The organism is Planosporangium thailandense (genome assembly GCF_011947195.1).
Classification (GTDB): Bacteria; Actinomycetota; Actinomycetes; order Mycobacteriales; family Micromonosporaceae; genus Planosporangium; species Planosporangium thailandense.
The window spans coordinates 200,698-226,230 of record NZ_JAATVY010000008.1 but is presented as its reverse complement, the minus strand read 5'-3'; the positions used below and the strand labels follow the sequence as shown (position 1 = coordinate 226,230).

The following is a 25,533-nucleotide window of genomic DNA, read 5'->3' as shown; positions in this document are numbered from 1 at the left end:
GAGTTCCGGATGGGCGTCACCACCCGAAAGCCCGACAGGCATGAGACGAGACGATGGCAGCGCGTGCTGACCGGCCCGACCTGGCCGGCGTCGGCGGAGGCGGCGCGGGTCGCGTCCGATCCGGCATGGCCCGCGATCGCGGTCGAGCAGGCGGAGACCGACCTCTCCCACGAGCGTGGTCAGCGCCTCGGCGTAAGCTCGTCGTCTGGACGGTCGAAGGAAGAGGGGCGCGTGTCAATCGACGAGAAGCCCGATCAGCGGCGTGACCGTTTCGTCCGGGACGCGATGCCGTTCCTGGACCAGCTCTACGCGGCCGCACTGCGGATGACGCGTAACCCGGCCGACGCCGAGGACCTGCTCCAGGAGACCTTCCTCAAGGCTTACGCGGCGTTCCACCAGTTCGAAGAGGGCACCAACCTCAAGGCCTGGCTGTACCGCATCCTCACGAACACCTACATCAACTCCTATCGGAAGCGGCAGCGCCAGCCGGTGCAGGCACCGACCGAGGAGATCCACGACTGGCAGCTCGCGGAGGTGGAGTCGCACTCCTCGACCGGGCTGAGGTCGGCGGAGACGGAGGCGCTCGACCGCCTGCCCGACTCCGACATCAAGGAGGCGCTGCAGTCGCTGCCGGAGGATTTCCGGTTGGCGGTCTACCTCGCCGACGTCGAGGGCTTCTCTTACAAGGAGATCGCCGACATCATGGGTACGCCGATCGGCACGGTGATGTCGCGCCTGCACCGGGGGCGGCGCAATCTGCGTCGACTCCTCGAGCACTACGCCGCTGAACGGGGCATCGCCGGGGTCGCGAGCCAGAACGAGCGCGCTGGGCAGGAGGTGTCACGGTGAGCTGCGGCGAACCACATGAGACCGACTGCCGTGAGGTGCTGGCCGAGGTCTACCTGTACCTCGATCTGGAGTGCTCCGAGGACCGGCGGCTGCTCATCCGCGAGCACCTCGACGAATGCTCGCCGTGCCTGCGGGAGTACGGCATCGAGCAGGAGGTGAAGGTGCTGGTGGCGCGCTGCTGCGGCGCCGAGACCGCGCCGGCCGAGCTCAAGGAGCGCCTGCGTAGCAAGCTGACGGAGCTGGTCCTCGAAGCCGACACCCGCGAGTTCCTCGCCGAGTGACCTGAGCTCCGGCGTCGACGCGCGCGACCTCGGAGACTCCACTGCCCGTTCGTGTCCGCATCGTGGTTGGATACCGATGCGACAACACGAGAGGACGGGCAGATGGCCGACGAGATCCGCGCCGAGATGGTGGCGAACGTCTGGAAGGTGGTCAAGGCCACCGGGGAGACGGTCGAGGAGGGCGACACCCTCGTGATCCTTGAGTCGATGAAGATGGAGATCCCGGTCGTGGCCGAGTCCGACGGGGTGCTCAAGGAGCTGGTCGTCTCCGAGGGTGACGTCGTCCAGGAGGGTGACCTCATCGCGGTGATCGAGTGACGGTGGTCGTGCGGGTCGCCCGTCCGGATGAATATGACGAGATCGGGCGCCTCACCGTCCTCGCGTACGACAAGGCGGGGCAGCTCGGCGGGGAGATCGGGTACGAGCGGACGCTCGCCGACGTGGCGGGCCGCGCGGACGAGGGCGACGTGCTGGTGGCGGTCGACGAGTCGACCGGGCGCCTGCTCGGGTCGGTGACGTTCGTGCTCCCCGGCAGCCGGTACTCCGAACTGGCGCGGGCGGACGAGGCGGAGTTCCGGATGCTCGCGGTCGATCCGGAGGAGCAGGGCCGCGGGGTGGGTCGGCTGCTGGTCGGCGAGTGCCTGCGGCGCGCCGCCGGGGCGGGCTGCGCCGCGGTCGTCATCTGCTACCGCGACTTCGTGGCGGCGGCCGAGGGGCTGTATAGCGGTCTGGGCTTCCAGCGGCTCCCCGAGCGGGACTGGTCGCCGATGCCCGGCGTGAACCTCCTCGCGCTGCGGAGGACGTTGCCCGCGCGCTAGCACCGTGAAAACCAGGCAGGAGGGCCCTGCCCGCGTCGAACGCGCGGGCAGGGCCCTCCTGCTTTTCGCGTATGTGAAGCAGATCATTCTTGCGCGAAGCTGCTCGTTCATTGCGCGCTACTGATCGGTTGTGCGACGATTTTGGCGTCAAACGCGCACATCATGTCAGTGCGCATGATCGGAGGAGGTGCCGTGACAAGCCAGCCGGGCAGTGGGATGGCCGCCGACATCGCCGAGCAGCCGGAGGTGTACGCGCGGCTGCTCGACGAGCAGGCGCCGGCGATCGCCGAGGTCGCCGCGCAGATCGCGCGGTGGGCGCCGCGCCACGTCGTCTTCACCGCCCGCGGCACCTCCGACCACGCCGCCCTCTACGCGGCGTACCTGACCGAGATCCGGCTCGGCGTCTCCGCCGGGCTCGCCTCGCCGTCGGCCATCACCGTCTTCGGCGCGCGCCCGGACCTGCGCGACGCACTGGTCGTCGGCGTCTCCCAGAGCGGTGGCTCACCCGACCTGTGCGAGGTCGTCCGGGTCGCGCGTGAGCAGGGCGCACACACCCTCGCGGTGACCAACAATCCCGGGTCGCCGCTCGCCGCCGCAGCCGAGCTGTCCGTCGACATCGCGGCCGGGCACGAGCGGGCCGTCGCCGCGACCAAGACCTACTCGGCCGAGCTGCTGGCCCTGCTGATGCTGATCGAGGGGGTGCGTGCGGGGGACGGCGCGCTGCCCGCGGAGCAGCGCGCCGAGCTGGGCGAGCTGCCCGGGTACGCGCAGCGCCTGCTCGACGATCCGACCGCAGGCCAGCTCGCCCCGCGCTACCGCTTCGCCGCGCGCGTGGTCACCACCGGCCGGGGGTACGCGTACCCCACGGCCCGGGAGACCGCCCTCAAACTGATGGAGACGTCCTACCTGCCGGCGCTGGCGTTCTCCGGTGCCGACCTGCTGCACGGCCCGCTCGCGATGGCCGACCCGGACGTGCCGGTGCTCGCCGTGGTCGGATCGGGCCCGGGCGGGGCGGCGATGCGTGAGGTGCTGGCCCGGCTGGACGAGCGCCGCGCCGACGTGGTGGCGGTCGGGCCGGCCGACGTGGCGGGGGCGGCGCTGCGGATCCCGACCCCCGACGTCGACGAGCGGTACGCGCCGCTGCTGGACATCCTGCCGCTGCAGCGGCTCGCGCTCGAACTGGCCCGGCACCGGGGCGAGGACCCGGACGCGCCCCGCGGCCTGAAGAAGGTCACCACGACCCTCTAACTCATGATCGCGGAAGGTTTTCCGGGGCGGGGCACGGAGAAAATTCCGTGATCATGGGATGGGGATGACCGCGGGCTTGTCCTGGCGCAGTTCCTCGGCGGGGAAGCTCACCGGCGGCCGGTCGTTCACCGAGATCTCGTACGTGGTGTGGCCGCCCGGCACGCCGTAGATCTCGAAGGCGAAGTTGCAGCGGTACCCGGTGCCGTCCGTCGCCAGCACGCCGTCCCGCAGGGTGCCGGTCGCGAGGGCATGGCCGGGCGGGTCGGCGACGTGTACCGGGGCGTTCGGGCCGATTCCGCTGGCCGGCACCTCGCACGCCGCGCCCGGCTGGCCGGCCGGCGCGCCCGCCACGCTGGCGTACCCGCGCAGCACGAAGGCGGTCGGCTTGTTGGGGCTTCTGTTGCCGGCGCGTACCCACCCGCAGCCGGACAGTGCCGCGCACAGTGTCACGACAGCGATGACGGTGGAGAGGAAGCGCCGCACGCCTGAAGAGGCTACAGGGTGGGACGTGGCAGGCTGTGAGGCGTGTCCACGCTGCGTGACCTCGTCGAGGAGCACACCAACCTCGAATCCGCCGACATCGAGCATCTGCACCGGCTGGCCGGTGACTGGCAGCTCGTGTCCGACCTGTCCTTCGCCGACCTGCTCATGTGGGTGGCGCTGCCCGACGGCCAGTTCCTCTGCGTGGCCCAGGTGCGCCCCACCACCGGCCCGACGGCCTACCAGGACGACCAGGTGGGGCGCATCTTCAGCGGCCCGGAGGTGGCGCACCTGGCGGTCGCCGTGGAGCAGGGCCGGATCTGGCGCGAGGGCGACCCGGTCTGGTACGGCGACACCCCGGCCCGCCATGAGGCGATCCCGGTCCGGCGCGCCGGCCGGGACGAGGTGATCGCGGTGATCGGCCGCGACACCAACCTGTCGACCGCGCGGACCCCCAGCCACCTGGAGCTCAACTACCTCACCACCGCCGACGACCTCGCCCAGATGATCGCCGACGGGGTCTTCCCGCAGCCCCGGCACCCCGGCGAGACGACGAGCGCGCCCCGGGTCGGTGACGGGCTGATCCGCATCGACGGCGGGGGCAAGGTCACGTACGCGAGCCCGAACGCGCAGTCGGCGTACCGGCGGCTCGGCCTGTCGACCCACCTCGTGGGGGAGGACCTGGCGGCGATCACCGGACGGCTCGCCGACGACCCGCTCGAAGGCGGCGAGACCTCGGAGGTCGTGCTGGCCGCGCTGCGCGGCGAGGCGCCGCCGCGCCGGGAGATCGAGGCGCGCGGCGCGACGGTCCTGATGCGCGCGCTGCCGCTGATGCCGGCCGGTACCCCGATCGGCGCGCTGGTGCTCGTGCGGGACGTCACCGAGGTGCGCCGCCGGGACCGCCAGCTGATCACGAAGGACGCCACGATCCGCGAGATCCACCACCGGGTGAAGAACAACCTGCAGACGGTCGCGGCGCTGCTGCGGCTGCAGGCCCGGCGGGTCGGGGTACCCGAGGCCCGGGCCGCGCTGGAGGAGTCGGTGCGCCGGGTCGCGTCGATCGCGATCGTGCACGAGACCCTGTCGATGTCGTCGGACGAGGCGGTGGAGTTCGACGGCATCGTCGACCGGGTGGCGTCGGCCGCGAAGGAGGTCGCGGCGGCCGAGACGCGCGTGACGATCCGGCGCTCCGGCACGTTCGGCGTGCTCCCGGCAGAGGTCGCCACCCCGCTGGTCATGGTGCTCAACGAGCTGCTGCAGAACGCGGTCGAGCACGCGTACGGGCCGGGCGCCGAAGGTGAGGTGGTCATCAGCGCGCACCGGTTCCGCCGGCAGTTGCACGTCACGGTCGCCGACTCCGGCCAGGGCCTGCCGCCCGACTTCGATCTCGACGCCAGCGAGCGGCTCGGGTTGCAGATCGTGCGAACCCTCGCCACCGGTGAGCTGCGCGGGTCGCTCGAGCTGCGCCGACGGGCGGAAGGCGGTACGGAAGCGGTGCTGGTGGTGCCGCTGTCCAAGAGGTGACCTCATCGTCCCGGATGGCGGGACGAGGGTGCGCTCGTCCGTCCCCGGCCCCGGTCAGCGCCTGGTAAATTCCCTACCGAGTCGGTGTGTTAATGGGAGTATTGGCTGGTCGGACGGCATATGCGGGTGAGACGGGTCTCACGCACCCATGGCGCGGCGGTCGCGATCGTGGCACGATCGACGCTATGACCGCTGCTTCCCTGCGGCTTACCAGCCGCCGACACGTCGACTTCGGTCGCGTTCGCAGCGCCATCTGTCCGGCTGCCTGACGCGGCCCGTTTTTCGTTTTCGGGCGCGCGATCGCGCCGGATTTCTTTTGACATCGACGTCAACCGCTGTACCCGCGGTCCACCGGCGCGCGCTCCCACCATCAGCAGGAGGACGCTCGCATGACGGCTACCGCCGTCCCCACCGGTTCCCAATCCAGTGCCCCCGCCAAGCGTCGCCGCGGCGAGGGCCAGTGGGCGCTGGGGCACCGTGAACCGCTCAACGCCAACGAGCGCTTCAAGAAAGACGACGACGGGCTCAACGTCCGGCAGCGGATCGAGACGATCTACGCCAAGGGCGGTTTCTCCAGCATCGACCCGACCGACCTGCGCGGCCGGATGCGCTGGTGGGGCCTGTACACCCAGCGCGCACCGGGCATCGACGGCGGCCGCACGGCCGTCCTCGAGCCGCACGAGCTCGAAGACGAGTACTTCATGCTGCGGGTCCGCATCGACGGCGGCCAGCTCGACCTGGCGCAGCTGCGGGCGATCGCCAACGTGTCGACCCGGTACGCGCGCGACAGCGCGGACATCACCGACCGGCAGAACATCCAGCTGCACTGGGTGCGGATCGAGGACGTGCCGGCCATCTGGCGTGAGCTCGAGGGCGTGGGGCTGGACACGACCGAGGCCTGCGGTGACACGCCCCGTGTCATCCTGGGCAGCCCGGTCGCCGGGGTGGCCGAGGCCGAGGTGCTCGACGCCACCGAGGCGATCCGTGAGATCCACGCGGAGTTCATCGGCAACCCCGAGGTGTCCAACCTGCCGCGCAAGTTCAAGACCACGATCTCGTGGTTGGCGGACACCCCGTACGAGGCCAACGACGTCGCGTTCCTCGGTGTGATCCACCCCGAGCACGGCCCCGGCTTCGACCTGTGGGTCGGCGGCGGGCTGTCGACCAACCCGATGCTCGCCAAGCGGCTCGGCGTGTGGGTGCCGCTGCACGAGATCGCCGAAGTCTGGCTCGGCGTCGTGAAGATCTTCCGGGATTACGGGTACCGGCGGCTGCGCAACCGCGCCCGGCTGAAGTTCCTGATGGCCGACTGGGGCCCGGAGAAGTTCCGCGAGGTGCTGGAGACCGAGTACCTCGGCCGCAAGCTCATCGACGGCCCAGCCCCCGAGCTGCCCGAGCGTCCGATCGACCACGTCGGTATCCACAAGCAGTGGGACGGCAAGTACTACGTCGGCGTCGCGCCGGTCGCCGGCCGGGTCTCGGGCGAGCTTCTCGCCAAGGTCGCCGACATCGCCGAGCGGCACGGCAGCGGGCGGGTGCGGCTCACGCCGTACCAGAAGCTGCTGGTTCTCGATCTTGACCACGACCGGGTCAACTCGCTCGTGGCGGCGCTGCGGGAGATCGGCCTGGAGGCGACCCCGTCGGCGTGGCGGCGCGGCACGATGGCCTGCACCGGCATCGAGTTCTGCAAGCTGGCCATCGTCGAGACCAAGGCGCGCGCCGCGTCGTTGGTAGCGGAGCTGGAGAAGCGGCTGGCCGAGTTCGACGCCGACATCTCCATCCACCTCAACGGTTGCCCCAACGCCTGTGCGCGCACCCAGGTGGCCGACATCGGGCTCAAGGGCATGATCGTGACCGCGGCCGACGGCCGCCAGGTCGAGGGCTTCCAGGTGCACCTCGGTGGCGGGCTGGGCATGGCCGCGGGGCAGACCGCCGGCTTCGGCCGAAAGCTGCGCGGCCTCAAGACCACCGCGGACGAGCTTCCCGACTACGTCGAACGGCTGGCCCGCCGCTACCTCGCCGCGCGCGCCGACGGCGAGACGTTCGCGCAGTGGGTCATGCGCGCTCCCGAAGAGGAGCTCAAATGAGCGAGGCGGGTGAGAGGCAGGCGCCGCTGTACTGCCCGTACTGCGGCGAGGAAGATCTGCGGCCCTCGGCAGAGGGCGGCCACGGTGCCTGGGAGTGCCACTCCTGCGCCCGCGTGTTCTCGGTGAAGTTTGTGGGTCTGGTCGGACGAGCGCTGGAGGTAGACCGGTGACGGATACCCGTACCAAGGAAGAGCTGCGCGAGCTGGCGGCCCGTGCCGGCCGTGAGCTGGAGGGCAAGCCGGCCGAGGAGATCGTGGCCTGGGCCCTGGAGACGTTCGGCGAGCGGTTCTGCGTGACCAGCTCCTTCGCCGACGCGGTGCTCGTGCACGTCGTCTCCCGCGTGGCGCCCGGCGTCGACGTGGTCTTCCTCGACACCGGCCTGCACTTCGCCGAGACCCTGCGGGTACGCGACATCGTGCAGCGCACCCTGCCCGTGACGGTCCGGTCGATCCGGCCGAAGCTCACGGTCAAGGAGCAGGACGAGAAGTTCGGCCCGCGGTTGTACGCCCGCAGCCCCGACGAGTGCTGCGACCTGCGCAAGGTCGAGCCGCTGGAGCGGGCGCTGGCCAGCTACGACGCGTGGGCGGCGGGGCTTCGCCGCGACGAGTCGCCGACGCGGGCCAACACGCCGGTCGTGGGCTACGACACCAACCGGGGCAAGGTGAAGGTCTCGCCGCTGGCGGCGTGGACGCAGGCCGACGTGGACCGGTACATCTCCCGCCACAACGTGCCGGTCAACACGCTGCTGCGCCAGGGGTACGGCTCGGTGGGCTGCTGGCCGTGCACCCGCCGTACGGCTCCCGGTGAGGACCCCCGTGCCGGGCGCTGGCCGATGTTCGACAAGACCGAATGCGGGCTGCACGTTTGAGGTACGACGAGATCCCGGATGTTCGCGACTGCGGTGCTCCGCTCCGCTGCGCTCCTCGCGCTCACGAGATCCCGGTTGTTCGCGACTGCGGTGCTCCGCTCCGCTGCGCTCCTCGCGCTCACGACCCCATCCTCCTCGTCGCGCACGGCTCGAGCTATCCGCGGGCCGGCGCGACGACCCGGGCGCTGGCCACGGCGGTCGCGGCCGTCCGGCCGGGCTCGGTCGTCGAGGCGTCGTTCCTCGATCACGCGGGGCCCCGGCCCGGCGAGGTCCTCGCCTCGCTGCGGGACCGCGGCTTCCCGTCGGCAACGGTCGTACCGCTGCTGCTGACCTCGGCCTACCACGGCCGGGTCGACATCCCGGCCGTCCTGGCGAAGGCCCGGGCCGACGGTGTGGACCTCGACGTCCGGCTCACCGACGTCCTGGGACCGGTCGATGGCAGGGTGCCCGCGCCGTTGCTGGCCGGCCTGCGCCGGCGGCTGGCGGAGACCGGCGTGCCCGTCGACAGCGTCGTCCTCGCGGCGGCGGGTACCCGTGACCGCGCGGCCCTTACCACCATCGAACTGGCCGCGCGGGCCCTGGGCAGCCGCCTGGGCGTACCGTGCCTGCCCGCCTACGCGTCGGCCAGCACGCCCACCGCCGGCGAGGCGGTCTACGCGCTCCGCCAGCGCGGGGCGCGGTCGGTCGCGCTCGCGGCCTACTTCCTGGCGCCCGGGCGCCTGTACGACGCCGCGGTCGAGTCGGCCCGTACGGCCGGAGCGGTGGCCGCGGCGCCGCCGCTGGGTGCCTTGCCGGAGCTGGTCCGGCTGGTCCTGGACCGCGTCGCCGGCGTGCGCGGCGAGCCGGTCGCGGCGTAGCTGAACGGCCCCGCCCGCGCGGCGAGCCGGTCACGGCCCAACCCCCGCGCCGTCCCGGCTGCGAGGCCCTTCAGCCGGCTTCTGACGGTCTCTCAGCGCTCCGTACGTACCTTCTGCTGCCCCCGCTGTGTTCGGCTGTCCTGCCCCCTGTCGGCGCGCCGCCGCTCCCTCGGATCCCGCGGCCCCGGACCCTGTCCCGACTGCCGGCGTACCCGTTGCGAAGCGTGCCGGCCTTTCACCCGTGACGGGTGATGCCAACCCACAGCCTCGCCAGCGAGGCTGAGTCGTCGGCTGGCTCACCGGAGATCCGATCCGGGCAGATTTGCTCCGCGTACCTTGGCCGGCGAGTGAGCAGGAGAGCGCGATCGGTGAGGGGCCGCTGCGGCATGACAACTGCGACCGGGGACTTCCCCGGGATGTCGGGTCGGCGGCGGCGTGAGCCTGGGCTCGGGAGGATGAGTGTGACGCTGGGAACGGTGAGCGCGACCGTGCGGTCGGCTGACCGGCTCGGCGGGCGGACCGGCAGGGGAGTGGAGTCGCCGGTAAACGGCGATGCCCCGGAGGCCGCTGACCTCCGGGGCATCGTACGGTCCAGATCAGGCCGAGTGAGCGCGAACCCGCAGGCCGCCGCGCCGCTTGAGAGCGCGCCGCTCCTCTTCGCTCATTCCGCCCCAGACGCCGGCGTCCTGACCCGAGTCGAGCGCCCACTGCAGGCACTCGTCGGTCACAGAGCAGCGCCGGCAGACCGCCTTCGCCTGCTCGATTTGCAGCAGGGCCGGACCAGACGTCCCGATAGGGAAGAACAGCTCCGGGTCCTCATCGCGGCAGGCGGCACGGTGGCGCCAGTCCGACATGGCGGCAACACTCCTTGTTCGCAGATCGGTTGCAGTGAGTGCGTTAATCGTTCTTATATGCGTCTCGCGGTGCCGGCCGCACCGGGTGAACCAGGCCGACGGCAGCGCGTGAGCAGGCAACTCGCTTCGCTTGTGAATACTTTCACGAACTAACGCGATGTCAAGGGGAACGTTCGGAAAAACTTGGAACGCGTGAGTGACGTCACGCTGGGTATGTCCGGTTTTTCAAACCTTCCCGAGGGCCCGGTGCTTACGACTGTCTGTTACTAAAGTAGTGCCGAAGGTGACTGGCTGCCACCGTCATGCAATTGTCGTGGTCGCGCGCTCGCCAATCGAGTGATGCTTCTAATAAGTGCAACGGGTCAGCACACGATCCGTAACGCGTCCGGGATCGAGCGGAATTCGACTTTGTCTCGTTCGCCGAGGTACTCCCCGTCAAGCTGAAACGCCAATGGGCACTCGGACCGGAGCGTGAAGGTTTCAAGATCATGCAGGTTGAGAACGCGCTTCCCGCGCGGGTTCGGCTGCTGGGCCAGGATCTGCCGGGCCGTACGCGTCGTGCTCGTCAGGTGTAGTTCCCGCATGGCCATCACGTCGAGGCCGGTGTCGAAGGAGGCGTCCGGGCAGGGGTTGACCGGTCGGTCGCCGAGGTACGTCCACGGCGCGACGTTCTGGACGATGACCGTCGCGAGCCCGGTCTCGGGCTGCTCGCCGGGCCGCTCGAGGGTCACCGGGGGCGGCCGGCGCCTGGTCTCCAGGAAGTACTGCGCCACGGTGGAGCGCAGGTAGAGCGCGGGCGTCGAGGTGCGGCCCCGGTGCCGGGCCTGTTCGACCCGGCGGATCACCTCGGCGTCGAGCCCCAGCCCGGCGCTGAACGTGAAATGCCGGTCATCGGCCAGCCCCAGACTGATCCGCCGGTACCGCTCCTCCCGTAGCGCCTCGAGGATCACGCTCACGCCGTCGGCCCAGTCCCTCGGCATGCCGACGGCCCGGGCGAGCACGTTGGTCGAGCCGCCGGGGACGACGGCGAGGCCCGGCCGGTTGTCGGCCTTGTCGCCGGCCGCCATCAACCCGTTGACCGCCTCATTGACGGTGCCGTCACCACCGAGGGTCACCACGAGATCGATACCCTCGGCCGCGGCCTCCTTCGCCAACTGGACCGCGTGGCCCCGCCGGCGGGTGTACGCGACCGTGAGGTCCACCTCGCTGCGCAGTGCGCGGACCAGGACGTCGCGACTGCGCTCGCTCGTGGTGGTCGCCTTCGGGTTGACCACGAGAAGCGCACGCATGGCCGGCACTGTACCCGCAGGGTGCCATCGCAAGCCTCCTGACCAGCGGTACAGTGATCGTCGTGACGGACCAGGGCGCCGGAGCGCGACGCGAACCTCACGTACCGGAGTCCCCGCAGCCCGGTGCGCGGATGCCGGGCACTCTCCGGGTGGCGGTGGGGCTGCTGCTCGCCGAGACCGTCGTGGTCGCCGTGATCGTGGCCTACCTCGTGTACGCGGACCTCACGGTGCGTGACGTGGTCCTGCAAGACGCGCTGATCGTGACCGGCTTCGCGGCGTTGATCGCCGTCCTGCTCGGCGTACTCGCCCGCGCGCTCATCCGGCGGCGCGCCTGGGCCCGCGGGCCGGCGGTCGTGCTGGAGTTGATGCTGCTGCCGATCGGCTGGTTCATGATCTCGGCAGGAGTCGTCTGGCTCGGCGTGCCCGTGTTCGCGCTGGGGCTGCTCGGAGCGGGACTGCTGGTGACGCCCGCCACCCGCGAGGCGCTCGGCGTCCGCTGAGCTGTCCCGCGCCGGCCCCAACGGTGCCGCGACGGTGCCGTCGCACGTCTCAGCTCAGGCCGGTTGGGCGGGGCGACGCTTCGTCAGGCGGATGCACACCAGGTCGTTTTCGACCTTGGCGGACACGTCGTCGGCCAGGGCGCTGAGAACCTGCCACGCGAACGACTCGCCGGAGGGCAGCCGTACCGACGACGGGTTGTCGGTCGGCACCGTCGCGTCGACGGTCAGCCCATCGCCGGTGACCGTGAACCGGCAGGACAGGACCGCGTCGAGGGACGCCAGTGCCAACAGGATCGCGCAGGCCTCGTCGACGGCGATGCGCAGATCCTCGATCTCGTCGAGCGTGAACGACAGCCGGGAGGCGAGGCTCGCCGTGGCGGTGCGCAGAACCCCCAGCCAGGCGCCCGACGCCGGCACGGCGAGCAGTACGACGTCGGCGGCCTGGTCGGCCGGTGTTCGCTCCGGTACGAGTTGGGTCACCCTGCATCCCCCCGTAACGACGGCTCCAGGTCTCCGGCGCCCGTCACGGGTGCCGTCGCGGCGAGCGCGTGCAGCGCCGGGCCGGCCAGCCGGTAGGGCACCCATTCGTCCATCGCCACCGCGTCGATGGAGTGGTAGAACTCGCGGGCCGGGTTCCAGTGCAGCACCCACCACTCGAGGCGCTCGTACCCGCGATCGGTGCACACGGCCGCGAGGGTGGCGAGCAGCGCCCGTCCGACTCCCTTGCCGCGCGCCGACGGCCGCACGTACAGATCCTCGAGGTACACCCCGTGCACCCCACGCCAGGTGGAGAAGTTGAGGAACCAGAGGGCCATGCCGACCGCTTCGCCGTCCAGCAGAGCGATGTGGCCGAACAGGGCGGGGCTCTCGGCGAAGAGGGCGGCTTCCAGTTGCGCGTCGGTGAGATGGCATTCCCGCGGGGCGCGCTCGTAGTCGGCCAGTTCGTGCACCATCGCTACGACCGCGGGCACGTCCGTCCGGCGAATCGGCCGGATCTCGACGCTCATCACACCTCCAGCGGATGCCACCGCCGTGCCCGCGCCACCCCTGCTGGCCGGTCCGGAACCGGGGCTGGCCTGGTCAGCCTAGCCGGTGGGCCTGTCGATCGGGCCCAGCCGAGCCAGATTAGCCGGTAGCCCCCGTCACCCGTACCCGGGCTAGGGGGCTACCAATCATCCACCTGACTTTCAGGCCTGCTTCGTCTCCCAGAAGATCTTGGAGATCTCCTCGATCTTCGCGAGGAGCTTGTCCGCGACGGCCGGGTCGGCCGATCCCTTGGCGCCGCTGGCTCCCGCGAGCTTGGTCGCCTCGTTGAAGAGCTGGTGCAGCTGCGGGTACTTCTCGAAGTGCTGCGGCTTGAAGTAGTCGGTCCACAGCACCCACAAGTGGTGCTTGACCAGGTCGGCCCGCTGTTCCTTAATCATCAGGGCCCGGGTACGGAACTCCGGGTCGTTGTTGGCCTGGTACTTCTCGCAGATCGCCTTGACAGATTCCGCCTCGATGCGGGCCTGTGCGGGGTCGTAGACACCACAGGGCAGGTCGCAGTGGGCGGAAACGACAGTGCGGGGAGTCAGTAGACGCGGCAAACGCATCGAACCCTCCTGGTGGTTTGCGATGATCGATCCTCAAGAGCGACATTACCCTTGCCCGGTTGTGGCAGCGACAGGAGATACCCGTTGCGGATGCCGTGGTACCCCGCCCTCGTCCGAGGGCCCTCGATGACGCCTACGCTGCGCGACGGGGACGCGGTGCTCGTGCGCCGCACCGCCCGGATACGCCCCGGTGACGTCGTCGTCGCACGGTTCCGGTCCCGCCCGTCGTTGCTCGTCGTCAAGCGGGTGGCCCGGCCGGAGGGCACGGGCTGGTGGCTGGTCGGAGACAACGAGTTCGTGACCGACGATTCGCGGGCGTACGGGGTCGCCGACGTCGTCGGCAAGGTCGTCCTGCGCTGGTGGCCCCGCCCGGCCGTGATGCGTCGCCGGTGAGCGCCGCCGCAGGCGCGCCGGTGCCGATCACCGGTAGCCGCGCTCCGGGCGCGTCTGCGCACCGCGGGTGACAATTGTGGCTGCGAGCGTGAAATGAATAACGCGGGAGCCGGACCGTCAGCCATTATGCTGTCCCCTTAGACAAGGGTGACCCCCACGCAGCAGTGCGCCGACGCCGAGCGGACCCGCAGCCGGCACAGGCCGACGTCTCACTACGTGGCTAGGAGGCCCCGTGTCTTTCGATCCGTACGACCCTGTCTTCACCTTGCATCGCGGCGGGAAGCTCGTCGTCAACTCGGCCGTCCCGCTGTCCACCCGCGAGGACCTCTCTCTCGCGTACACCCCGGGCGTCGCACAGGTGTGTGAAGCGATCGCGGCCGACGCGACGCTGGTGCACGAGTACACCTGGGTCCGGCACACCGTGGCGGTGGTGACCGACGGCTCGGCGGTGCTCGGGCTCGGCAACATCGGTCCGCGCGCGGCGCTGCCCGTCATGGAAGGCAAGGGTGCGCTGTTCAAACAGTTCGCCAACGTCGACGCGGTCCCGATCTGCCTCGCCACCCAGGACACCGAGGAGATCATCGCGACGGTGACCGCGCTCGCGCCGTCCTTCGGCGGGATCAACCTGGAAGACATCGCGGCGCCGCGCTGCTTCGAGATCGAGCGCCGTCTGGACGAGGCGCTGGACATCCCCGTCTTCCACGACGACCAGCACGGCACGGCGATCGTCGTGCTCGCCGCGCTGCGCAACGCGGCCGCCCTGCTCGACCGCAAGCTGGACCGGCTGCGGGTGGTCGTCAGCGGCGCCGGCGCGGCCGGCGTCGCGGTGACCAAGATGCTCGTCGCCGGCGGGGTGGAGCCGGGGTCGGTCATCGTGGTCGACTCGCGCGGGCCCATCCACAGCGGACGGGACGACCTCACGTCCACCAAGCGCGAGCTGGCCGAGCTCACCAACGCCGACGGCGTGCGCGGCGGCATCTCCGACGCGCTGCGCGACGCGGACGTCCTGATCGGTGTCTCCGGCGGCACGATCGAGGAGGAGGCGCTGACCGGCATGGCGCCGGGCGGCGCGATCTTCGCGTTGGCCAACCCGACCCCGGAGGTCCACCCCGTCATCGCGTCCCGGTACGCGGCGGTCGTCGCGACCGGGCGCAGCGACTTCCCGAACCAGATCAACAACGTTCTCGCGTTCCCCGGTGTGTTCCGGGGCGCGCTCGACGCCGGCGCGACCCGCATCACCGACGGCATGAAGATCGCCGCGGCGGACGCGATCGCCTCGGTCGTCGCCAACGAGCTGCGCCGGGACGCGATCGTTCCGAGCCCTCTCGACCCGCGCGTCGCTCCCGCGGTCTCCGTAGCCGTCGCCGAGGCCGCGGTCCGCGACGGCGTCACCCGCTGACGGACCCGCTGACGGTGGACCCATGATCGGCACAACATCACACGTTGCGCCGATCATGGGTCTGCTAGCGTCGCGAACATGCGAGCCGCTTACGCTTCCTCGTTCAACCCAGAAGACCCGCTTGCGGCGCTGACGGTCGGGGAACGGCCCGAGCCGGCGCACGAAGGCTGGGTGACCGTCGACGTGCGCGCCAGCGCGCTCAACCACCATGACCTGTGGTCGCTGCGCGGCGTGGGCCTGCGGGAAGACCAGCTGCCGATGATCCTCGGCTGCGACGCCGCCGGCGTCGACCCGGAGGGCAACGAGGTGGTCATCTACCCGGTGGTCCGCGAGCCGGACGGCAAGCAGACCATCCTCTCGGAGCTCTACCCGGGCACCCTCGCCGAACGGGTGGCCGTGCCGGCCGGCAACCTCGTAGCCAAGCCGGCCGAGCTGTCCTTCGCCGAGGCGGCGTGCCTTCCGACGGCGTGGCTCACCGCGTACCGGATGCTGACCACCAAGGGCCGGTTGCCGGAGGGCGGCAGCGTGCTGGTCCAGGGCGCGGGCGGTGGGGTGGCGACCGCCGCCGTCGTCCTCGGCGTGGCGCTCGGCGCCCGGGTGTACGCGACGAGCCGCGACGCCGAGAAGCGGGAACGGATCGCGGCGCTGGGCGCGACGGCGCTGGAGAGCGGTGCCCGCCTGCCTGAGCGGGTCGACGTGGTGATCGAGACCGTCGGCAGGGCCACGTTCGACCACTCCGTCAAGTGCGCCAAGCGGGGCGGCCGCATCGTCGTCTCCGGCGCCACCTCCGGCCACCTCCCGGAGGTCAACCTGCGCCGCGTCTTCGCCGGCGAGCTGGAGATCCTCGGCTCGATGATGGGTACCCCCGAGGAGCTGGGCCAGCTGCTGCGGCTGTGTGTCGAGCGCGGGATCCGGCCGATCATCGACTCGGTCCACGGCTTCAGCGACGTACGCGGGGCGTTCCAGCGGCTCGAGTCGGGTGACGTCTTCGGCAAGGTGGTCTGCGACCACACCAAGTGACGGACGGTCGGCGGGCCCCGGTCACCCGGCGGCCCGCCGCTGTCCGGCATCCGACGGGATTCCGCAGGCGGCATCCGACGGGACACCGCGGCGCCGGTCCGTTCGCTAGGGTGCGGGCATGCCAAGCGATCGGGTCGACCCAAGCGGCAACACCGAGCAGTTCAAGGCGTTCGCTCAGGCACCGCCGGAGGGCGGGCGGTCATCGCGCCGGCTCCTCGTCACCGGCGTGGCGGTCGTGGTCGCGCTCGTCGTGCTGACCGCCTACCTGGCGCTCAGCTGAGTACGGCCGGCGTCAGAGCTTCGACTCCCACCGCGTCGTGCCCGCCGCCGTGCCGTCGGCGGCCAGCCTGGCCAGCGCCGCCACGTCGCCGTAGAGCGTCCAGCGCAGGAAATCGGTCGTGGCATTGATCATCTGCTCGAAGCCGGGCCCGTCGGCCGTCAGGTAGCTGCCGTGGTCGCCGCCGATCACCGTCAGAAACGCCTTCGGCCAGGGGTCCGCGTCGTACGCCGACCGCCCGCCCTCGTAGGTGACGGTCTGGTCGGCGTCGCCATGGACGAACAGCGCCGGCGTCACCGGTCCGGTGTAGGACCCACCGAGCAACGCCCCGGCCATCACGATCGCCGCCCGCAGCCGGGGATCGCGCTGCGCGGACAGCATCCCCGTCGTGGTGATGCCGCCGGCGGAGTGTCCCGTCGCGGCGACGGCGGCCGTGTCGATGTGGCCGGCGAGCAGGTCGCCGTCGTGACCGTCGAGCGCCAGCACCTGGCTGATCACGTACGACGCGTCGGCCGGCTGGTTCACCACATCCAGGATGTCGAAGTGGGCGGCGTCGTGGTTGGTATGCGGGTACGTCGGCGCGGCCACGATGAACCCGGCGGCCGCCCACCGGATGCCGATCGGGGCGAGCGCCTCCGGCCGGCCCATGAGGCCGTGGCTGAGGAGGACGAGCGGGTACCGGCCGGTCGCCGGGGTGGCTCCCGGATGCGTGGCGCCGTCCGCGTCGCCCCGGGCCGGGTACCAGATCGTGGTTGGCAGGGGTCGGTCGGGCCCGCGCGTGAGATCCAGTTGCCGGACACCGACCGCGAGGGGCCGGGTGGGCGACGGCCGGGCAGGCAGCGGTGGCAGGTGTACCAGCGGGGGCGCCCCCGGGCTGGCGGCAGCCGACCCGCGTGGCGTGGGGTGGCTCGGTGGGGCGGCCGGTGACGCCGTGCAACCGGCGAGGGGGCCGGCGAGCGCCAGCGCGAGCAGGCCGCTCAGTAACCGTCGACGCCGCACGGGTCGACTGTAGGCAGGTATCTCCACAGTCGGCACGAGAGCCGGGTCACGCGGGACGGGCGGTGAACCAGGCGTGGTCCTCGGTGAGCCAGCGGTCGAACCACAGCCCGGCGGCGGCGAGGTCCGTGGTCAGCTCCTCGTCGCCGATCCGGTGGGCGCTGAACGTAACCCACCCGGACGCCGCGTGTTCCACGCGCAGTGTGGAGGGAATCTCCGTCCTTTAGCTTTAGGGGCGGAGAGGATGTCAATCCTCGTCGTCGTCATCGAGTCGGGCGAGCCAGGTGGCCAGCCGCTCGACGGGAACCTCGAACTCCGGGTTCAGGTCGACGAAGTCACGCAGTCGTTCGGCGAGCCAGTCCATGGTGATGGTCTCCTCGCCCCGGCGCTCGGACAGCTCCTCGATGCCCCGGTCGGTGAAGTACATGATTCCTCCCTGTCGCAGATCTTGGACACCTGACGGGGTCATAGCCCCGTCAGGTGTCCAAGATCGCGGAGATCAGGGCCGGGGCAGTGCGGCCTCGATCAGGGCCGCCTGCTCGGCTTCGTGCATCTTGGCCGAGCCCACGGCGGGCGCCGCGGCGGCCGGGCGGGAGATCCGCCGCAGCCGCACCCCCTCCAGGTGCTCCAGCAGGTTGAGCGCGATGAACGTCCAGGCGCCCTGGTTGGCCGGCTCCTCCTGCACCCAGGCGAAGTCCTCGGCGTTCGGGTACTGCGCGAGGGCGGCCCGCACCTCGTCGACCGGCAGCGGGTAGAGCTGCTCGATGCGCACCAGTGCGGTGTCGGTGATGCCACGGTCCGCGCGCGCCTGCACGAGGTCGTAGTAGACCTTGCCGGAGCAGAACAGCACCCGCTTCACCGCGCCCTCGTCGGCGATCCCGGCGTCCTGGACCACCGGCTGGAAGGTGCCGGTGGTGAAGTCCTCCACCGACGACACGCACAGCCGGTGCCGCAGCAGCGACTTCGGGGTGTACACGACCAGCGGCTTCTTCTTCGGCGACAGCGCCTGGCGGCGCAGCAGGTGGAAGTGGTTGGCCGGGGTCGTCGGGACCACCACGCGCATGTTGTCCTCGGCGCACAGCTGCAGGTAGCGCTCCAGCCGGCCGGAGGTGTGGTCGGGGCCCTGGCCTTCGTGCGAGTGCGGCAGCAGCAGCGTCACCGCGCTGCGCTGACCCCACTTGACCTCACCGGACGAGATGAACTCGTCGACGATCGACTGCGCGCCGTTGGCGAAGTCGCCGAACTGCGCCTCCCACATCACGAGCGCGTCGAGGTTCTCCACGGAGTACCCGTACTCGAAGCCCATCGCCGCGAACTCGCTCAGCAGCGAGTCGTAGACGAACAGGCGTGCGGAGTCGGCGGCCAGCTGCTGGATCGGGAAGTAGTCGCGCCCGGTCACCGAGTCGACCACCGCCGAGTGCCGTTGCACGAACGTGCCCCGCTTGGAGTCCTGGCCGGACAGCCGGACCGTGACGCCCTGGGCGAGCAGCGAACCGAACGCGATGATCTCGCCGAAGCCCCAGTCGATGTTGCCCTCGACCGACATCTTGTGCCGGCGCTCCAGCAGCTGCGCCACCCGCTTGTGCGGGGTGACGCCGTCGGGCAGGTCGACGTGCGCCTCGCCGATGCGCCGCAGCAGGCCCGCGTCGATCGCGGTCTCCACCGCCGGCTCCGGCTCCGGCGTACGCAGCCGGGTGACGCGCGTCGACGGACCCGACGAGGCGTCCCGGGTCGCCTTGAACACGGTCTCCAGCTGCTGCTGGTAGTCGCGCAGCAGCACCTCGGCCTCTTCGAGGGTGATGTCGCCGCGCCCGATCAGCTCCTCGGTGTAGATCTTGCGGACCGAGCGCTTGGTGTCGATGATCTGGTACATCAGCGGGTTGGTCATCGACGGGTCGTCGCCCTCGTTGTGACCGCGCCGGCGGTAGCAGACCATGTCGATCACGACGTCCTTGTTGAACGCCTGCCGGTACTCGAACGCGAGCCGCGCCACCCGGACGACCGCCTCCGGGTCGTCGCCGTTGACGTGGAAGATCGGGGCCTGGATCATCCGCGCGACGTCCGTGGAGTACATCGAGGAGCGGGAGTACTCCGGCGCGGTGGTGAAGCCCACCTGGTTGTTGACGACCACATGGACCGTGCCGCCGGTGCGGTAGCCCCGCAGCTGCGACAGGTTGAGCGTCTCGGCCACCACGCCCTGGCCGGCGAACGCGGCGTCGCCGTGCACGAGCACCGGCAGCACCGTGTACCCCTCGAGCTTGAGGTCGATCTTGTCCTGCTTGGCCCGCACGATGCCCTCGAGGACCGGGTTGACCGCCTCCAGGTGGGACGGGTTCGCGACCACGCTGACCGTCGTCGCGTGCTCGCCGTCCGGGGTGGCGAACTTGCCGACCTGGCCGAGGTGGTACTTGACGTCACCGGAGCCGTGCGAGGACTTCGGGTCGATGTGCCCCTCGAACTCGGAGAAGATCTTCTCGTACGGCTTGCCGACGATGTTGGCCAGCACGTTGAGCCGGCCCCGGTGGGCCATGCCGATCACGACCTCGTCGAGGTTGGCCCGGGCCGAGTCCTGCAGGATCTCGTCGAGCAGCGGGATCAGCGACTCGCCGCCCTCCAGCGAGAACCGCTTCTGGCCGACGTACTTGGTCTGCAGGAAGGTCTCGAACGCCTCCGCCGCGTTGAGCCGGCCGAGGATGTGCTTCTGCTGCTCGGTGCTCGGCTTCTCGTGCCGGCGCTCGACGCGCTGCTGGATCCAGAGGCGCTCCTCCGGGTCCTGGATGTGCATGTACTCGACGCCGACGCGTCGGCAGTAGGAGTCGCGCAGCACGCCGAGGACGTCGCGCAGCTTCATCTTCTGCTTGCCGGCGAACCCGCCGACGTTGAACGTGCGGTCGAGGTCCCACAGGGTGAGGCTGTGCTGGAGCACGTCGAGGTCGGGGTGCTTGCGGATGTGGAACTCGAGCGGGTCGGTGTCGGCCATCAGGTGCCCGCGCACCCGGTAGGCGTGGATCAGCTCGATCACCCGCGCGGTCTTGTCGATCTGCCCGTCGGCCGTGGTGTCGACGTCGCGCACCCAGCGCACCGGCTCGTACGGCAGGCGCAGCGAGGTGAAGATCTCGTCGAAGAAGCCGTGCTCGCCGAGCAGCAGCTCGTGGATGCGCTTGAGGAACTCGCCGGACTGCGCGCCCTGGATGATGCGGTGGTCGTAGGTCGACGTGAGCGTGATGATCTTGCTGACGCCCAGCTCGGCGAGGCGCTCGTTGGACATGCCGGCGTACGGGGCCGGGTACTCCATCGCGCCGACGCCGAGAATCGTGCCCTGCCCGGACATCAGGCGGGGGATCGAGTGCACGGTGCCGATGCCGCCCGGGTTGGTCAGCGAGATCGTGGTGCCGGCGTAGTCGTCCATGGTCAGCTCGCCCCGGCGGGCACGCCGGACCACGTCCTCGTAGGCCTGCCAGAACTGCCGGAAATCCATCGTCTCGACGGCCTTGATGCTGGGCACCACCAGCGACCGGGAGCCGTCGGCCTTCGCCAGGTCGATCGCGATCCCGAGGTTGACGTGCTCGGGTCGCACGAGGTTCGGCTTGCCGTCCATCTCGGCGAAGGAGTTGTTCATCTCCGGGAAGTCCGCGAGGGCCTTCACCATCGCGTACCCGATCAGATGGGTGAAGCTGACCTTGCCGCCGCGACCACGGGTGAGGTGGTTGTTGATGACGATGCGGTTGTCGGCGAGGAGCTTGGCCGGCACCGCCCGCACGCTGGTGGCGGTCGGGATCTCCAGCGACGCGTCCATGTTTTGCACGATCTTGGCTGCGACACCGCGCAGCGGGACGGTCGCGGCACCGGCGGGCGCGCTCGGCGCCACCTTCGGCTTGGCGGCCTGTGTAGCGGCGGACTGCTGGGCGGGGGCCTGCTGAGCTTCGGGCTTGGCCGGCGCGGCCGGCTGCTGGGTCGGCGTCGCGGGGGTGGCCGGCGGTGCGGGCGCGGCAGGGGCGGCCGTGGGAGCCTGCGTTGCCGCGCTGGCCTGCGGGTTCGCGCCGGTCCCCGCGGACGTCGCTACGCCGTCACTGCCCGGCCGGTAATCTACGAAGAAGTCGTGCCATGCGGGATCGACACTCGCGGGGTCGGACAGGTACCTCTGGTACATGTCCTCGACGATCCACTCGTTGGGGCCGAAGCCCGCTAGCGGGTTCTCCTGCGAGTTGGTCGCTTGGGTTGACACGTCCGTAATCGCCTCTTCCACGTGCGCGCATTGCCGAAGTCAGCAGACGGGTTCAAGGCTACGCTGCGCGACACGGGTCGACGGCATCGACGTCCACCCGTGTCGCGACTCACAGCGACGGGCAGGGAACCCGCCTTTACGACACATCCCGCTTGCGCAGGATCAATGTGCCGATAAGCCCGGCGAGTATGCCGTACCCGATCAGGACGATCGCGCCCACCCACTGTGGCGGGCTCTGCGGGAACAGCTTGACCGGTGACAGCATGATCTGTGATGCGGTCGACGGCACGACCACCTGGAGCGTCAGTACCCAGTCCTTCTTGATGAACTGGTGCAGGACCGCGAACACGATCTGGGCGGCCAGCATGCCGACGACGTAGAGCACGGTGACCGTGATCGTCGCGCCGATCTGACTGCGGATGAGCGCACCGAACCCGACGCCGAAGACCGCCCAGATCGCAAAGGCCATCAGGTTGAGCAGGACGGCCCGGCTCACGTCCCAGTCCCCGAGGTGGTTGGCGAACCCCTCCACCCGGAAGAAGATCACCCCGGTCACCAGGTCGATGACGGTGGTCAGCAGCCAGAACACCGCGGCGTACGCGATGCCGGTGATCAGCTTCGCGGTGACGATCCGGCTGCGGTGGGGCGTGGCCAGGAATGTCGCGGTCGCGGTCTGGTGGTAGTACTCATTGGTGATCAGCAGGATGCCCAGCAGCGCCACGAACAGGCAGCCGAAGAACTGACCCGAGGTGAACACGTTGACGGACTGTGTCACCACCTGGTGCTGCGCGGCGAACTGCTGGCGCGCCTGTTCGGCCTGGTCGGCGGGCAGGTCCGACGGCAGGTTGAGCTTCTCGTTCAGGTAGTAGTGGGCCTGCGCGCAGTTGACGGCGAGGGTGAGCCCGGTGGTGAGCACGGACGCCAGCGCGAAGATCCACCAGGTGTTCGTCGTGCGGATCTTGAGGATCTCGCTACGGATGAGCCGGATCATCGGATGGTGGCCTTCCCCTGGGTCAGTTCGAGGAACACGTGCTCGAGGTCGGGTCGCTCCGTGACCAGCTCGTGCAGTTCGGCGCTGACGCGCAGCGCGGCCGCGCCGATCGCGGGTGCCTCCACCCCGGTCACCAGGAGCGCCCCGTCGGTGCCCGTGGCCACGGTCGCGCCGGCCTGCGTGAGCTCCTTGGTCAGGAGCTCTGCCTGCGGCGTGCGGACCCGCACCCGCGCGTTGGTCGACATCGACCCGACGACCTCGGCGACCGGGCCCTGGCGCACCAGCCGGCCGGCCGCGATGATCACCACGTCGTCGGCGAGCAGTTCCATCTCTGACAGCAGGTGGCTGGAGACCAGCACCGTCCGGCCCTCGCTCGCCAGGTTGCGCAGGAAGCCACGCATCCACCGGATGCCCTCGGGGTCGAGGCCGTTGGCGGGCTCATCGAGGATCAGCACCTTCGGGTCGCCCAGCATCGCCGCGGCGATGCCGAGGCGCTGGCGCATGCCCAGCGAGAACCCCTTGAACTTGCGCTTGGCGGCCGGGGTGAGGCCCACCAGTTCGAGTACCTCGTCGGCGCGCTGGTCGGGCAGGCCGGCCGCCGCGCAGATCACGCGCAGGTGGTTGCGGCCCGTGCGGCCCTTGTGCGCCGCGGACGCCTCGAGGATCGCCCCGACCGTACGCAGCGGGTCGGGCAGGTCGGCGTACCGCTGCCCACCGATCGTCGCGGTGCCGGCGGTCGGTGTGACCAGGTTGAGCACCATGCGCAGCGTCGTCGTCTTACCCGCGCCGTTGGGGCCCAGGAAGCCGGTGACCCGGCCGGGCTCGACGGTGAACGACAGGTCGTCCACGGCTCTGACGTTCTTGTACTGCTTCGTCAGGCCGGAGACAACGATCCGTCCATCGGACATTGATTTCCCTCCGTGAACGCGGCCTGCGCCGCGGGCCGCCGCTGCGGCGCTCACCGCAGGCCAGGGTCGCAACGGTAGCGGCGTCGATCAATCGGGGAGGTCCACTAGGTTGCGACCATGACACGATACGCGGTGGGCCTGCCGAATGTGGGTCAATTCGCTGACCCGCACGCGCTCGTCGAGCTGGCCGTCACGGCCGAGGAGCACGGCTGGAACGGCGTCTTCATCTGGGACCACGTGCTCTACCACGATCCGGAGTGGGGCGTCGCCAACCCGGTTGTCGTGGCGTCGGCGATCGCGGCCCGCACGTCGCGTATCCGGCTCGGCGTCCTGATGACCGCGCTGCCCCGGCGCCGCGCGCACGTGGTGGCGCGGGAGACCGCCACCCTCGACGTGCTCTCCGGCGGCCGGCTGGTCTTCGGGGCGGGGATCGGGTCGATGGACGCCGAGTACGCCGCCTTCGGCGAGGACCCCGACCTCCGGGTACGGGGACGACGGCTGGACGAGTCACTCGGCCGGCTCGCCGCGTACTGGTCGGGTGAGCCGGTGCCGGCGGCCGGCGGGCAGACCGTGCGGATGCTGCCCACCCCGGTGCAGCGGCCCCGCGTTCCGGTCTGGTGCGCCGGCCGGTGGCCCAACCGGCCGGGGTTCCGGCGTGCGGCGCGCTGGGACGGGGTCGTCGCGACGTTCGCCGGCGCCGGCCGGACGGTGCCCGTACCCGTGCCGGACTTCGCCGAGGCGGTGCGGTTCGTCGCCGCAGAGCGCGGCTCGCTCGACGGGTTCGACGTGGCGCTGGAGGGCTGGAGCGAACCAGCGACCGCGGCCGCCACCGTCGGGCCGTACGTCGACGCCGGGCTGACCTGGTGGATCGAGGCCATGGGCTGGTGGCGCGGGGGAGTGCCGGCCGCCCGCGACCGGATCCAGGCCGGCCCGCCCCGAGGCTAGGCGATCGCGATCCAGGTGGCCCGGGCGACGGCGAGGACGGCCCCGTCCGGCCCGTACACCGTCGAGATCACCTGCGCCTTGCGCCCCTCCTGGCCTTCGAACGCGCCCATCACCACACAGCCGTCACCGGCGGCGGGCAACGCGTCGACCCGGGCCGCGAGCCGGCCGAGCACGTACGGCCGGTGCACGCCGGACGACTGCGCCACACCCATCTCGGGGACCGCCCAGCCGCCCGGGCAGTCCAGCGCCGCCCACATCAGCGTCGGCTCGATGTCGTCGGGCACCACCCACGGCGCGGCGGTACGCCCGTCGGGCAGGAGGCCCGGGAACAGGCGCAGCCCGTCGCCGGGTGGGCGCTGCGGACCGCAGACGAAGCAGGTGGGGAACGGGTGACCGGAATGCCCCAGGTAGGTATCCGCGACGGCCATCGCCTCCGCCCACGACACCGCGGGGACCGTCTCGGTGATCGGCTCCGCCACCGGGGACGCCGAGGCGACCAGCACGTCGCCGTCGTACAGGTCGATCGTGGCGCCGTCCGCCTTCACGTCCAGCGGGGTCGCCAGCGGCGGGGGCCGGCGCAGCGTGACGACCGCGCCCGCCGGCGAGGCGACGTACCGGGCCAACGCGCCGCAGGTGTAGCCACCGTTGGCCGAGTCCGGTGGCCCGTTGAACGTGGCCGGGATGATCATTGGTCCGCCTTCCGGATTCGGTCCGCCTTCCGGATCACGTGCTTGAGCCCGGACCATACGCCGTCGATCGCGCACACCTTCACGTCGACGCGTCCGTGCGCCAGCGCGTACGCGCGCACGGCGTTCTCGTCGAGATCGGTGGCGAGCCCCGACGCGCGCTTCGGCCAGGCGATCCACAGCGAGCCGGCAGGGGTGGTCAGCGGGTGCAGGACCGGCCAGCGCCGCCGCAGCCGGGCGGCGTCGGGGCAGAAGCACACGACGACGTCGTACGGGCCGGGCCCGGCGTCGGTGTCCACCCGCACGCCCTCGGGCAGCCCTTCGATGGTCAGCCCCGCCGGCGCCCCGTCCAGCAGCAGCGCCTGACCGGCTGACACGCCCAGCTTGCGCGCCAACGGCGTACCCGAGTATCCAGCCACCCTGCCACGATCTCACGAACCCCGATG

Annotated in this window: 29 protein-coding genes; 15 read left to right on the top strand and 14 right to left on the bottom strand. The window is 70.8% G+C overall.

The window, feature by feature from the left end:
- Positions 1–9: 9 nt before the first annotated feature.
- The 5 genes from HC031_RS14570 to HC031_RS14550 all read left to right on the top strand — a co-directional run bounded on the left by HC031_RS14570 (position 10) and on the right by HC031_RS14550 (position 3,196).
- Entirely contained in the window at positions 10–849 is an 840-nt protein-coding gene (locus HC031_RS14570) for a sigma-70 family RNA polymerase sigma factor (protein WP_167925820.1), read from the top strand.
- A complete protein-coding gene (gene rsrA, locus HC031_RS14565; RefSeq protein WP_167925819.1) occupies positions 846–1,130 on the top strand; it encodes a mycothiol system anti-sigma-R factor in 285 nt (94 codons plus the stop codon). The genes HC031_RS14570 and rsrA overlap by 4 nt, the downstream gene beginning before the upstream one ends.
- A 102-nt stretch (positions 1,131–1,232) precedes the next feature.
- Complete coding sequence (locus HC031_RS14560) at positions 1,233–1,448, top strand: biotin/lipoyl-binding carrier protein (protein ID WP_167925818.1); 216 nt, start codon at positions 1,233–1,235, stop codon at positions 1,446–1,448.
- Positions 1,445–1,948, top strand: coding sequence for a GNAT family N-acetyltransferase (locus tag HC031_RS14555; RefSeq protein ID WP_167925817.1), 504 nt, complete (start codon positions 1,445–1,447; stop codon positions 1,946–1,948). Before HC031_RS14560 ends, HC031_RS14555 begins: the two co-directional genes overlap by 4 nt.
- A 216-nt stretch (positions 1,949–2,164) precedes the next feature.
- On the top strand, positions 2,165–3,196 hold the full coding sequence (locus HC031_RS14550) for an SIS domain-containing protein (RefSeq protein WP_167925858.1): 1,032 nt from the start codon (positions 2,165–2,167) through the stop codon (positions 3,194–3,196).
- Positions 3,197–3,247: 51 nt separating this feature from the next.
- Here the strand turns inward: HC031_RS14550 and HC031_RS14545 are convergent, their stop codons facing one another.
- Positions 3,248–3,679 carry a hypothetical protein gene (locus tag HC031_RS14545; protein ID WP_167925816.1) on the bottom strand — a complete coding sequence of 144 codons (432 nt, stop codon included), beginning with the start codon at positions 3,677–3,679 and terminating at the stop codon, positions 3,248–3,250.
- A gap of 42 nt (positions 3,680–3,721) precedes the next feature.
- Between HC031_RS14545 and HC031_RS14540 the strand changes: the two genes are divergently transcribed.
- The 4 genes from HC031_RS14540 (at position 3,722) to HC031_RS14525 (ending at position 9,012) form a co-directional block, all read left to right on the top strand.
- Positions 3,722–5,200, top strand: coding sequence for a histidine kinase N-terminal domain-containing protein (locus HC031_RS14540; protein ID WP_167925815.1), 1,479 nt, complete (start codon positions 3,722–3,724; stop codon positions 5,198–5,200).
- Between the two features lie 389 nt (positions 5,201–5,589).
- Positions 5,590–7,287, top strand: a complete 1,698-nt coding sequence (locus tag HC031_RS14535) for a nitrite/sulfite reductase (RefSeq protein WP_167925814.1) — start codon at positions 5,590–5,592, stop codon at positions 7,285–7,287.
- Between the two features lie 166 nt (positions 7,288–7,453).
- A complete protein-coding gene (locus HC031_RS14530) occupies positions 7,454–8,155 on the top strand; it encodes a phosphoadenylyl-sulfate reductase (protein ID WP_167925813.1) in 702 nt (233 codons plus the stop codon).
- A 68-nt stretch (positions 8,156–8,223) separates the two neighbouring features.
- Positions 8,224–9,012 (top strand): sirohydrochlorin chelatase, encoded by a 789-nt coding sequence (locus HC031_RS14525; RefSeq protein WP_420813636.1) that lies wholly within the window; start codon positions 8,224–8,226, stop codon positions 9,010–9,012.
- A 596-nt stretch (positions 9,013–9,608) separates the two neighbouring features.
- On the opposite strand, the gene HC031_RS14520 is transcribed toward HC031_RS14525, so the two are convergent.
- Both HC031_RS14520 and HC031_RS14515 read right to left on the bottom strand, forming a co-directional pair.
- On the bottom strand, positions 9,609–9,866 hold the full coding sequence (locus HC031_RS14520; RefSeq protein ID WP_167925811.1) for a WhiB family transcriptional regulator: 258 nt from the start codon (positions 9,864–9,866) through the stop codon (positions 9,609–9,611).
- Positions 9,867–10,228: 362 nt separating this feature from the next.
- Positions 10,229–11,155 (bottom strand): diacylglycerol/lipid kinase family protein, encoded by a 927-nt coding sequence (locus HC031_RS14515; protein ID WP_167925810.1) that lies wholly within the window; start codon positions 11,153–11,155, stop codon positions 10,229–10,231.
- Between the two features lie 62 nt (positions 11,156–11,217).
- Between HC031_RS14515 and HC031_RS14510 the strand changes: the two genes are divergently transcribed.
- Complete coding sequence (locus HC031_RS14510) at positions 11,218–11,655, top strand: hypothetical protein (RefSeq protein ID WP_338090657.1); 438 nt, start codon at positions 11,218–11,220, stop codon at positions 11,653–11,655.
- Positions 11,656–11,709: 54 nt separating this feature from the next.
- Here HC031_RS14510 and HC031_RS14505 read toward each other — a convergent pair whose 3' ends face one another.
- The 3 genes from HC031_RS14505 to sodN form a co-directional block, all read right to left on the bottom strand.
- The gene (locus HC031_RS14505; protein ID WP_338090656.1) at positions 11,710–12,135 is read right to left on the bottom strand and encodes an anti-sigma regulatory factor; all 426 of its coding nucleotides are present in this window, start codon (positions 12,133–12,135) and stop codon (positions 11,710–11,712) included.
- The gene (locus HC031_RS14500) at positions 12,132–12,662 is read right to left on the bottom strand and encodes a GNAT family N-acetyltransferase (protein ID WP_167925809.1); all 531 of its coding nucleotides are present in this window, start codon (positions 12,660–12,662) and stop codon (positions 12,132–12,134) included. Before HC031_RS14500 ends, HC031_RS14505 begins: the two co-directional genes overlap by 4 nt.
- Before the next feature lie 180 nt (positions 12,663–12,842).
- A complete protein-coding gene (sodN, locus tag HC031_RS14495) occupies positions 12,843–13,247 on the bottom strand; it encodes a superoxide dismutase, Ni (RefSeq protein WP_167925808.1) in 405 nt (134 codons plus the stop codon).
- 90 nt (positions 13,248–13,337) lie between these two features.
- Here sodN and HC031_RS14490 point away from each other — a divergent pair, with 90 nt between their 5' ends.
- The 4 genes from HC031_RS14490 to HC031_RS14475 all read left to right on the top strand — a co-directional run bounded on the left by HC031_RS14490 (position 13,338) and on the right by HC031_RS14475 (position 16,339).
- Positions 13,338–13,640 (top strand): S26 family signal peptidase, encoded by a 303-nt coding sequence (locus HC031_RS14490; RefSeq protein WP_167925807.1) that lies wholly within the window; start codon positions 13,338–13,340, stop codon positions 13,638–13,640.
- Positions 13,641–13,872: 232 nt separating this feature from the next.
- Positions 13,873–15,039: a malic enzyme-like NAD(P)-binding protein gene (locus HC031_RS14485; protein ID WP_167925806.1), complete on the top strand. Its 1,167-nt coding sequence runs from the start codon at positions 13,873–13,875 to the stop codon at positions 15,037–15,039.
- A gap of 78 nt (positions 15,040–15,117) precedes the next feature.
- Positions 15,118–16,059: a zinc-binding dehydrogenase gene (locus HC031_RS14480; RefSeq protein WP_167925805.1), complete on the top strand. Its 942-nt coding sequence runs from the start codon at positions 15,118–15,120 to the stop codon at positions 16,057–16,059.
- Positions 16,060–16,177: 118 nt separating this feature from the next.
- Entirely contained in the window at positions 16,178–16,339 is a 162-nt protein-coding gene (locus HC031_RS14475) for a hypothetical protein (protein WP_167925804.1), read from the top strand.
- 12 nt (positions 16,340–16,351) lie between these two features.
- Here HC031_RS14475 and HC031_RS14470 read toward each other — a convergent pair whose 3' ends face one another.
- The 6 genes from HC031_RS14470 to HC031_RS14445 all read right to left on the bottom strand — a co-directional run bounded on the left by HC031_RS14470 (position 16,352) and on the right by HC031_RS14445 (position 23,456).
- Positions 16,352–17,335 (bottom strand): poly(ethylene terephthalate) hydrolase family protein, encoded by a 984-nt coding sequence (locus tag HC031_RS14470; RefSeq protein WP_167925803.1) that lies wholly within the window; start codon positions 17,333–17,335, stop codon positions 16,352–16,354.
- Positions 17,336–17,381: 46 nt separating this feature from the next.
- Complete coding sequence (locus tag HC031_RS14465) at positions 17,382–17,528, bottom strand: hypothetical protein (RefSeq protein WP_167925802.1); 147 nt, start codon at positions 17,526–17,528, stop codon at positions 17,382–17,384.
- Between the two features lie 51 nt (positions 17,529–17,579).
- Positions 17,580–17,759: a DUF6104 family protein gene (locus HC031_RS14460; RefSeq protein WP_167925801.1), complete on the bottom strand. Its 180-nt coding sequence runs from the start codon at positions 17,757–17,759 to the stop codon at positions 17,580–17,582.
- Positions 17,760–17,831: 72 nt separating this feature from the next.
- Complete coding sequence (locus tag HC031_RS14455; protein ID WP_167925800.1) at positions 17,832–21,557, bottom strand: multifunctional oxoglutarate decarboxylase/oxoglutarate dehydrogenase thiamine pyrophosphate-binding subunit/dihydrolipoyllysine-residue succinyltransferase subunit; 3,726 nt, start codon at positions 21,555–21,557, stop codon at positions 17,832–17,834.
- A gap of 136 nt (positions 21,558–21,693) precedes the next feature.
- Positions 21,694–22,548, bottom strand: coding sequence for an ABC transporter permease subunit (locus HC031_RS14450; protein WP_167925799.1), 855 nt, complete (start codon positions 22,546–22,548; stop codon positions 21,694–21,696).
- Positions 22,545–23,456 (bottom strand): ABC transporter ATP-binding protein, encoded by a 912-nt coding sequence (locus tag HC031_RS14445; RefSeq protein WP_167925798.1) that lies wholly within the window; start codon positions 23,454–23,456, stop codon positions 22,545–22,547. The genes HC031_RS14450 and HC031_RS14445 overlap by 4 nt, the downstream gene beginning before the upstream one ends.
- A gap of 117 nt (positions 23,457–23,573) precedes the next feature.
- On the opposite strand from HC031_RS14445, the gene HC031_RS14440 reads away from it, so the two are divergent.
- Positions 23,574–24,401: an LLM class flavin-dependent oxidoreductase gene (locus tag HC031_RS14440; RefSeq protein WP_167925797.1), complete on the top strand. Its 828-nt coding sequence runs from the start codon at positions 23,574–23,576 to the stop codon at positions 24,399–24,401.
- On the opposite strand, the gene HC031_RS14435 is transcribed toward HC031_RS14440, so the two are convergent.
- Positions 24,398–25,090, bottom strand: coding sequence for a hypothetical protein (locus HC031_RS14435; protein WP_167925796.1), 693 nt, complete (start codon positions 25,088–25,090; stop codon positions 24,398–24,400). The genes HC031_RS14440 and HC031_RS14435 overlap by 4 nt on opposite strands.
- Positions 25,087–25,506: a DUF3052 domain-containing protein gene (locus HC031_RS14430; RefSeq protein WP_167925795.1), complete on the bottom strand. Its 420-nt coding sequence runs from the start codon at positions 25,504–25,506 to the stop codon at positions 25,087–25,089. The genes HC031_RS14435 and HC031_RS14430 overlap by 4 nt, the downstream gene beginning before the upstream one ends.
- Positions 25,507–25,533: the final 27 nt, after the last annotated feature.

Excerpts from the sequence above, each read along its gene's own strand:
- HC031_RS14570 (WP_167925820.1), top strand. The coding sequence starts at position 10 with ATGGGCGTCACCACCCGAAAGCCCGACAGGCATGAGACGAGACGATGG.
- HC031_RS14560 (WP_167925818.1), top strand. The coding sequence starts at position 1,233 with ATGGCCGACGAGATCCGCGCCGAGATGGTGGCGAACGTCTGGAAGGTG.
- HC031_RS14550 (WP_167925858.1), top strand. The coding sequence starts at position 2,165 with ATGGCCGCCGACATCGCCGAGCAGCCGGAGGTGTACGCGCGGCTGCTC.
- HC031_RS14535 (WP_167925814.1), top strand. The coding sequence starts at position 5,590 with ATGACGGCTACCGCCGTCCCCACCGGTTCCCAATCCAGTGCCCCCGCC.
- HC031_RS14520 (WP_167925811.1), bottom strand. The coding sequence starts at position 9,866 with ATGTCGGACTGGCGCCACCGTGCCGCCTGCCGCGATGAGGACCCGGAG.
- HC031_RS14515 (WP_167925810.1), bottom strand. The coding sequence starts at position 11,155 with ATGCGTGCGCTTCTCGTGGTCAACCCGAAGGCGACCACCACGAGCGAG.
- HC031_RS14500 (WP_167925809.1), bottom strand. The coding sequence starts at position 12,662 with ATGAGCGTCGAGATCCGGCCGATTCGCCGGACGGACGTGCCCGCGGTC.
- sodN (WP_167925808.1), bottom strand. The coding sequence starts at position 13,247 with ATGCGTTTGCCGCGTCTACTGACTCCCCGCACTGTCGTTTCCGCCCAC.
- HC031_RS14490 (WP_167925807.1), top strand. The coding sequence starts at position 13,338 with ATGCCGTGGTACCCCGCCCTCGTCCGAGGGCCCTCGATGACGCCTACG.
- HC031_RS14480 (WP_167925805.1), top strand. The coding sequence starts at position 15,118 with ATGCGAGCCGCTTACGCTTCCTCGTTCAACCCAGAAGACCCGCTTGCG.
- HC031_RS14475 (WP_167925804.1), top strand. The coding sequence starts at position 16,178 with ATGCCAAGCGATCGGGTCGACCCAAGCGGCAACACCGAGCAGTTCAAG.
- HC031_RS14460 (WP_167925801.1), bottom strand. The coding sequence starts at position 17,759 with ATGTACTTCACCGACCGGGGCATCGAGGAGCTGTCCGAGCGCCGGGGC.
- HC031_RS14450 (WP_167925799.1), bottom strand. The coding sequence starts at position 22,548 with ATGATCCGGCTCATCCGTAGCGAGATCCTCAAGATCCGCACGACGAAC.
- HC031_RS14445 (WP_167925798.1), bottom strand. The coding sequence starts at position 23,456 with ATGTCCGATGGACGGATCGTTGTCTCCGGCCTGACGAAGCAGTACAAG.
- HC031_RS14440 (WP_167925797.1), top strand. The coding sequence starts at position 23,574 with ATGACACGATACGCGGTGGGCCTGCCGAATGTGGGTCAATTCGCTGAC.
- HC031_RS14435 (WP_167925796.1), bottom strand. The coding sequence starts at position 25,090 with ATGATCATCCCGGCCACGTTCAACGGGCCACCGGACTCGGCCAACGGT.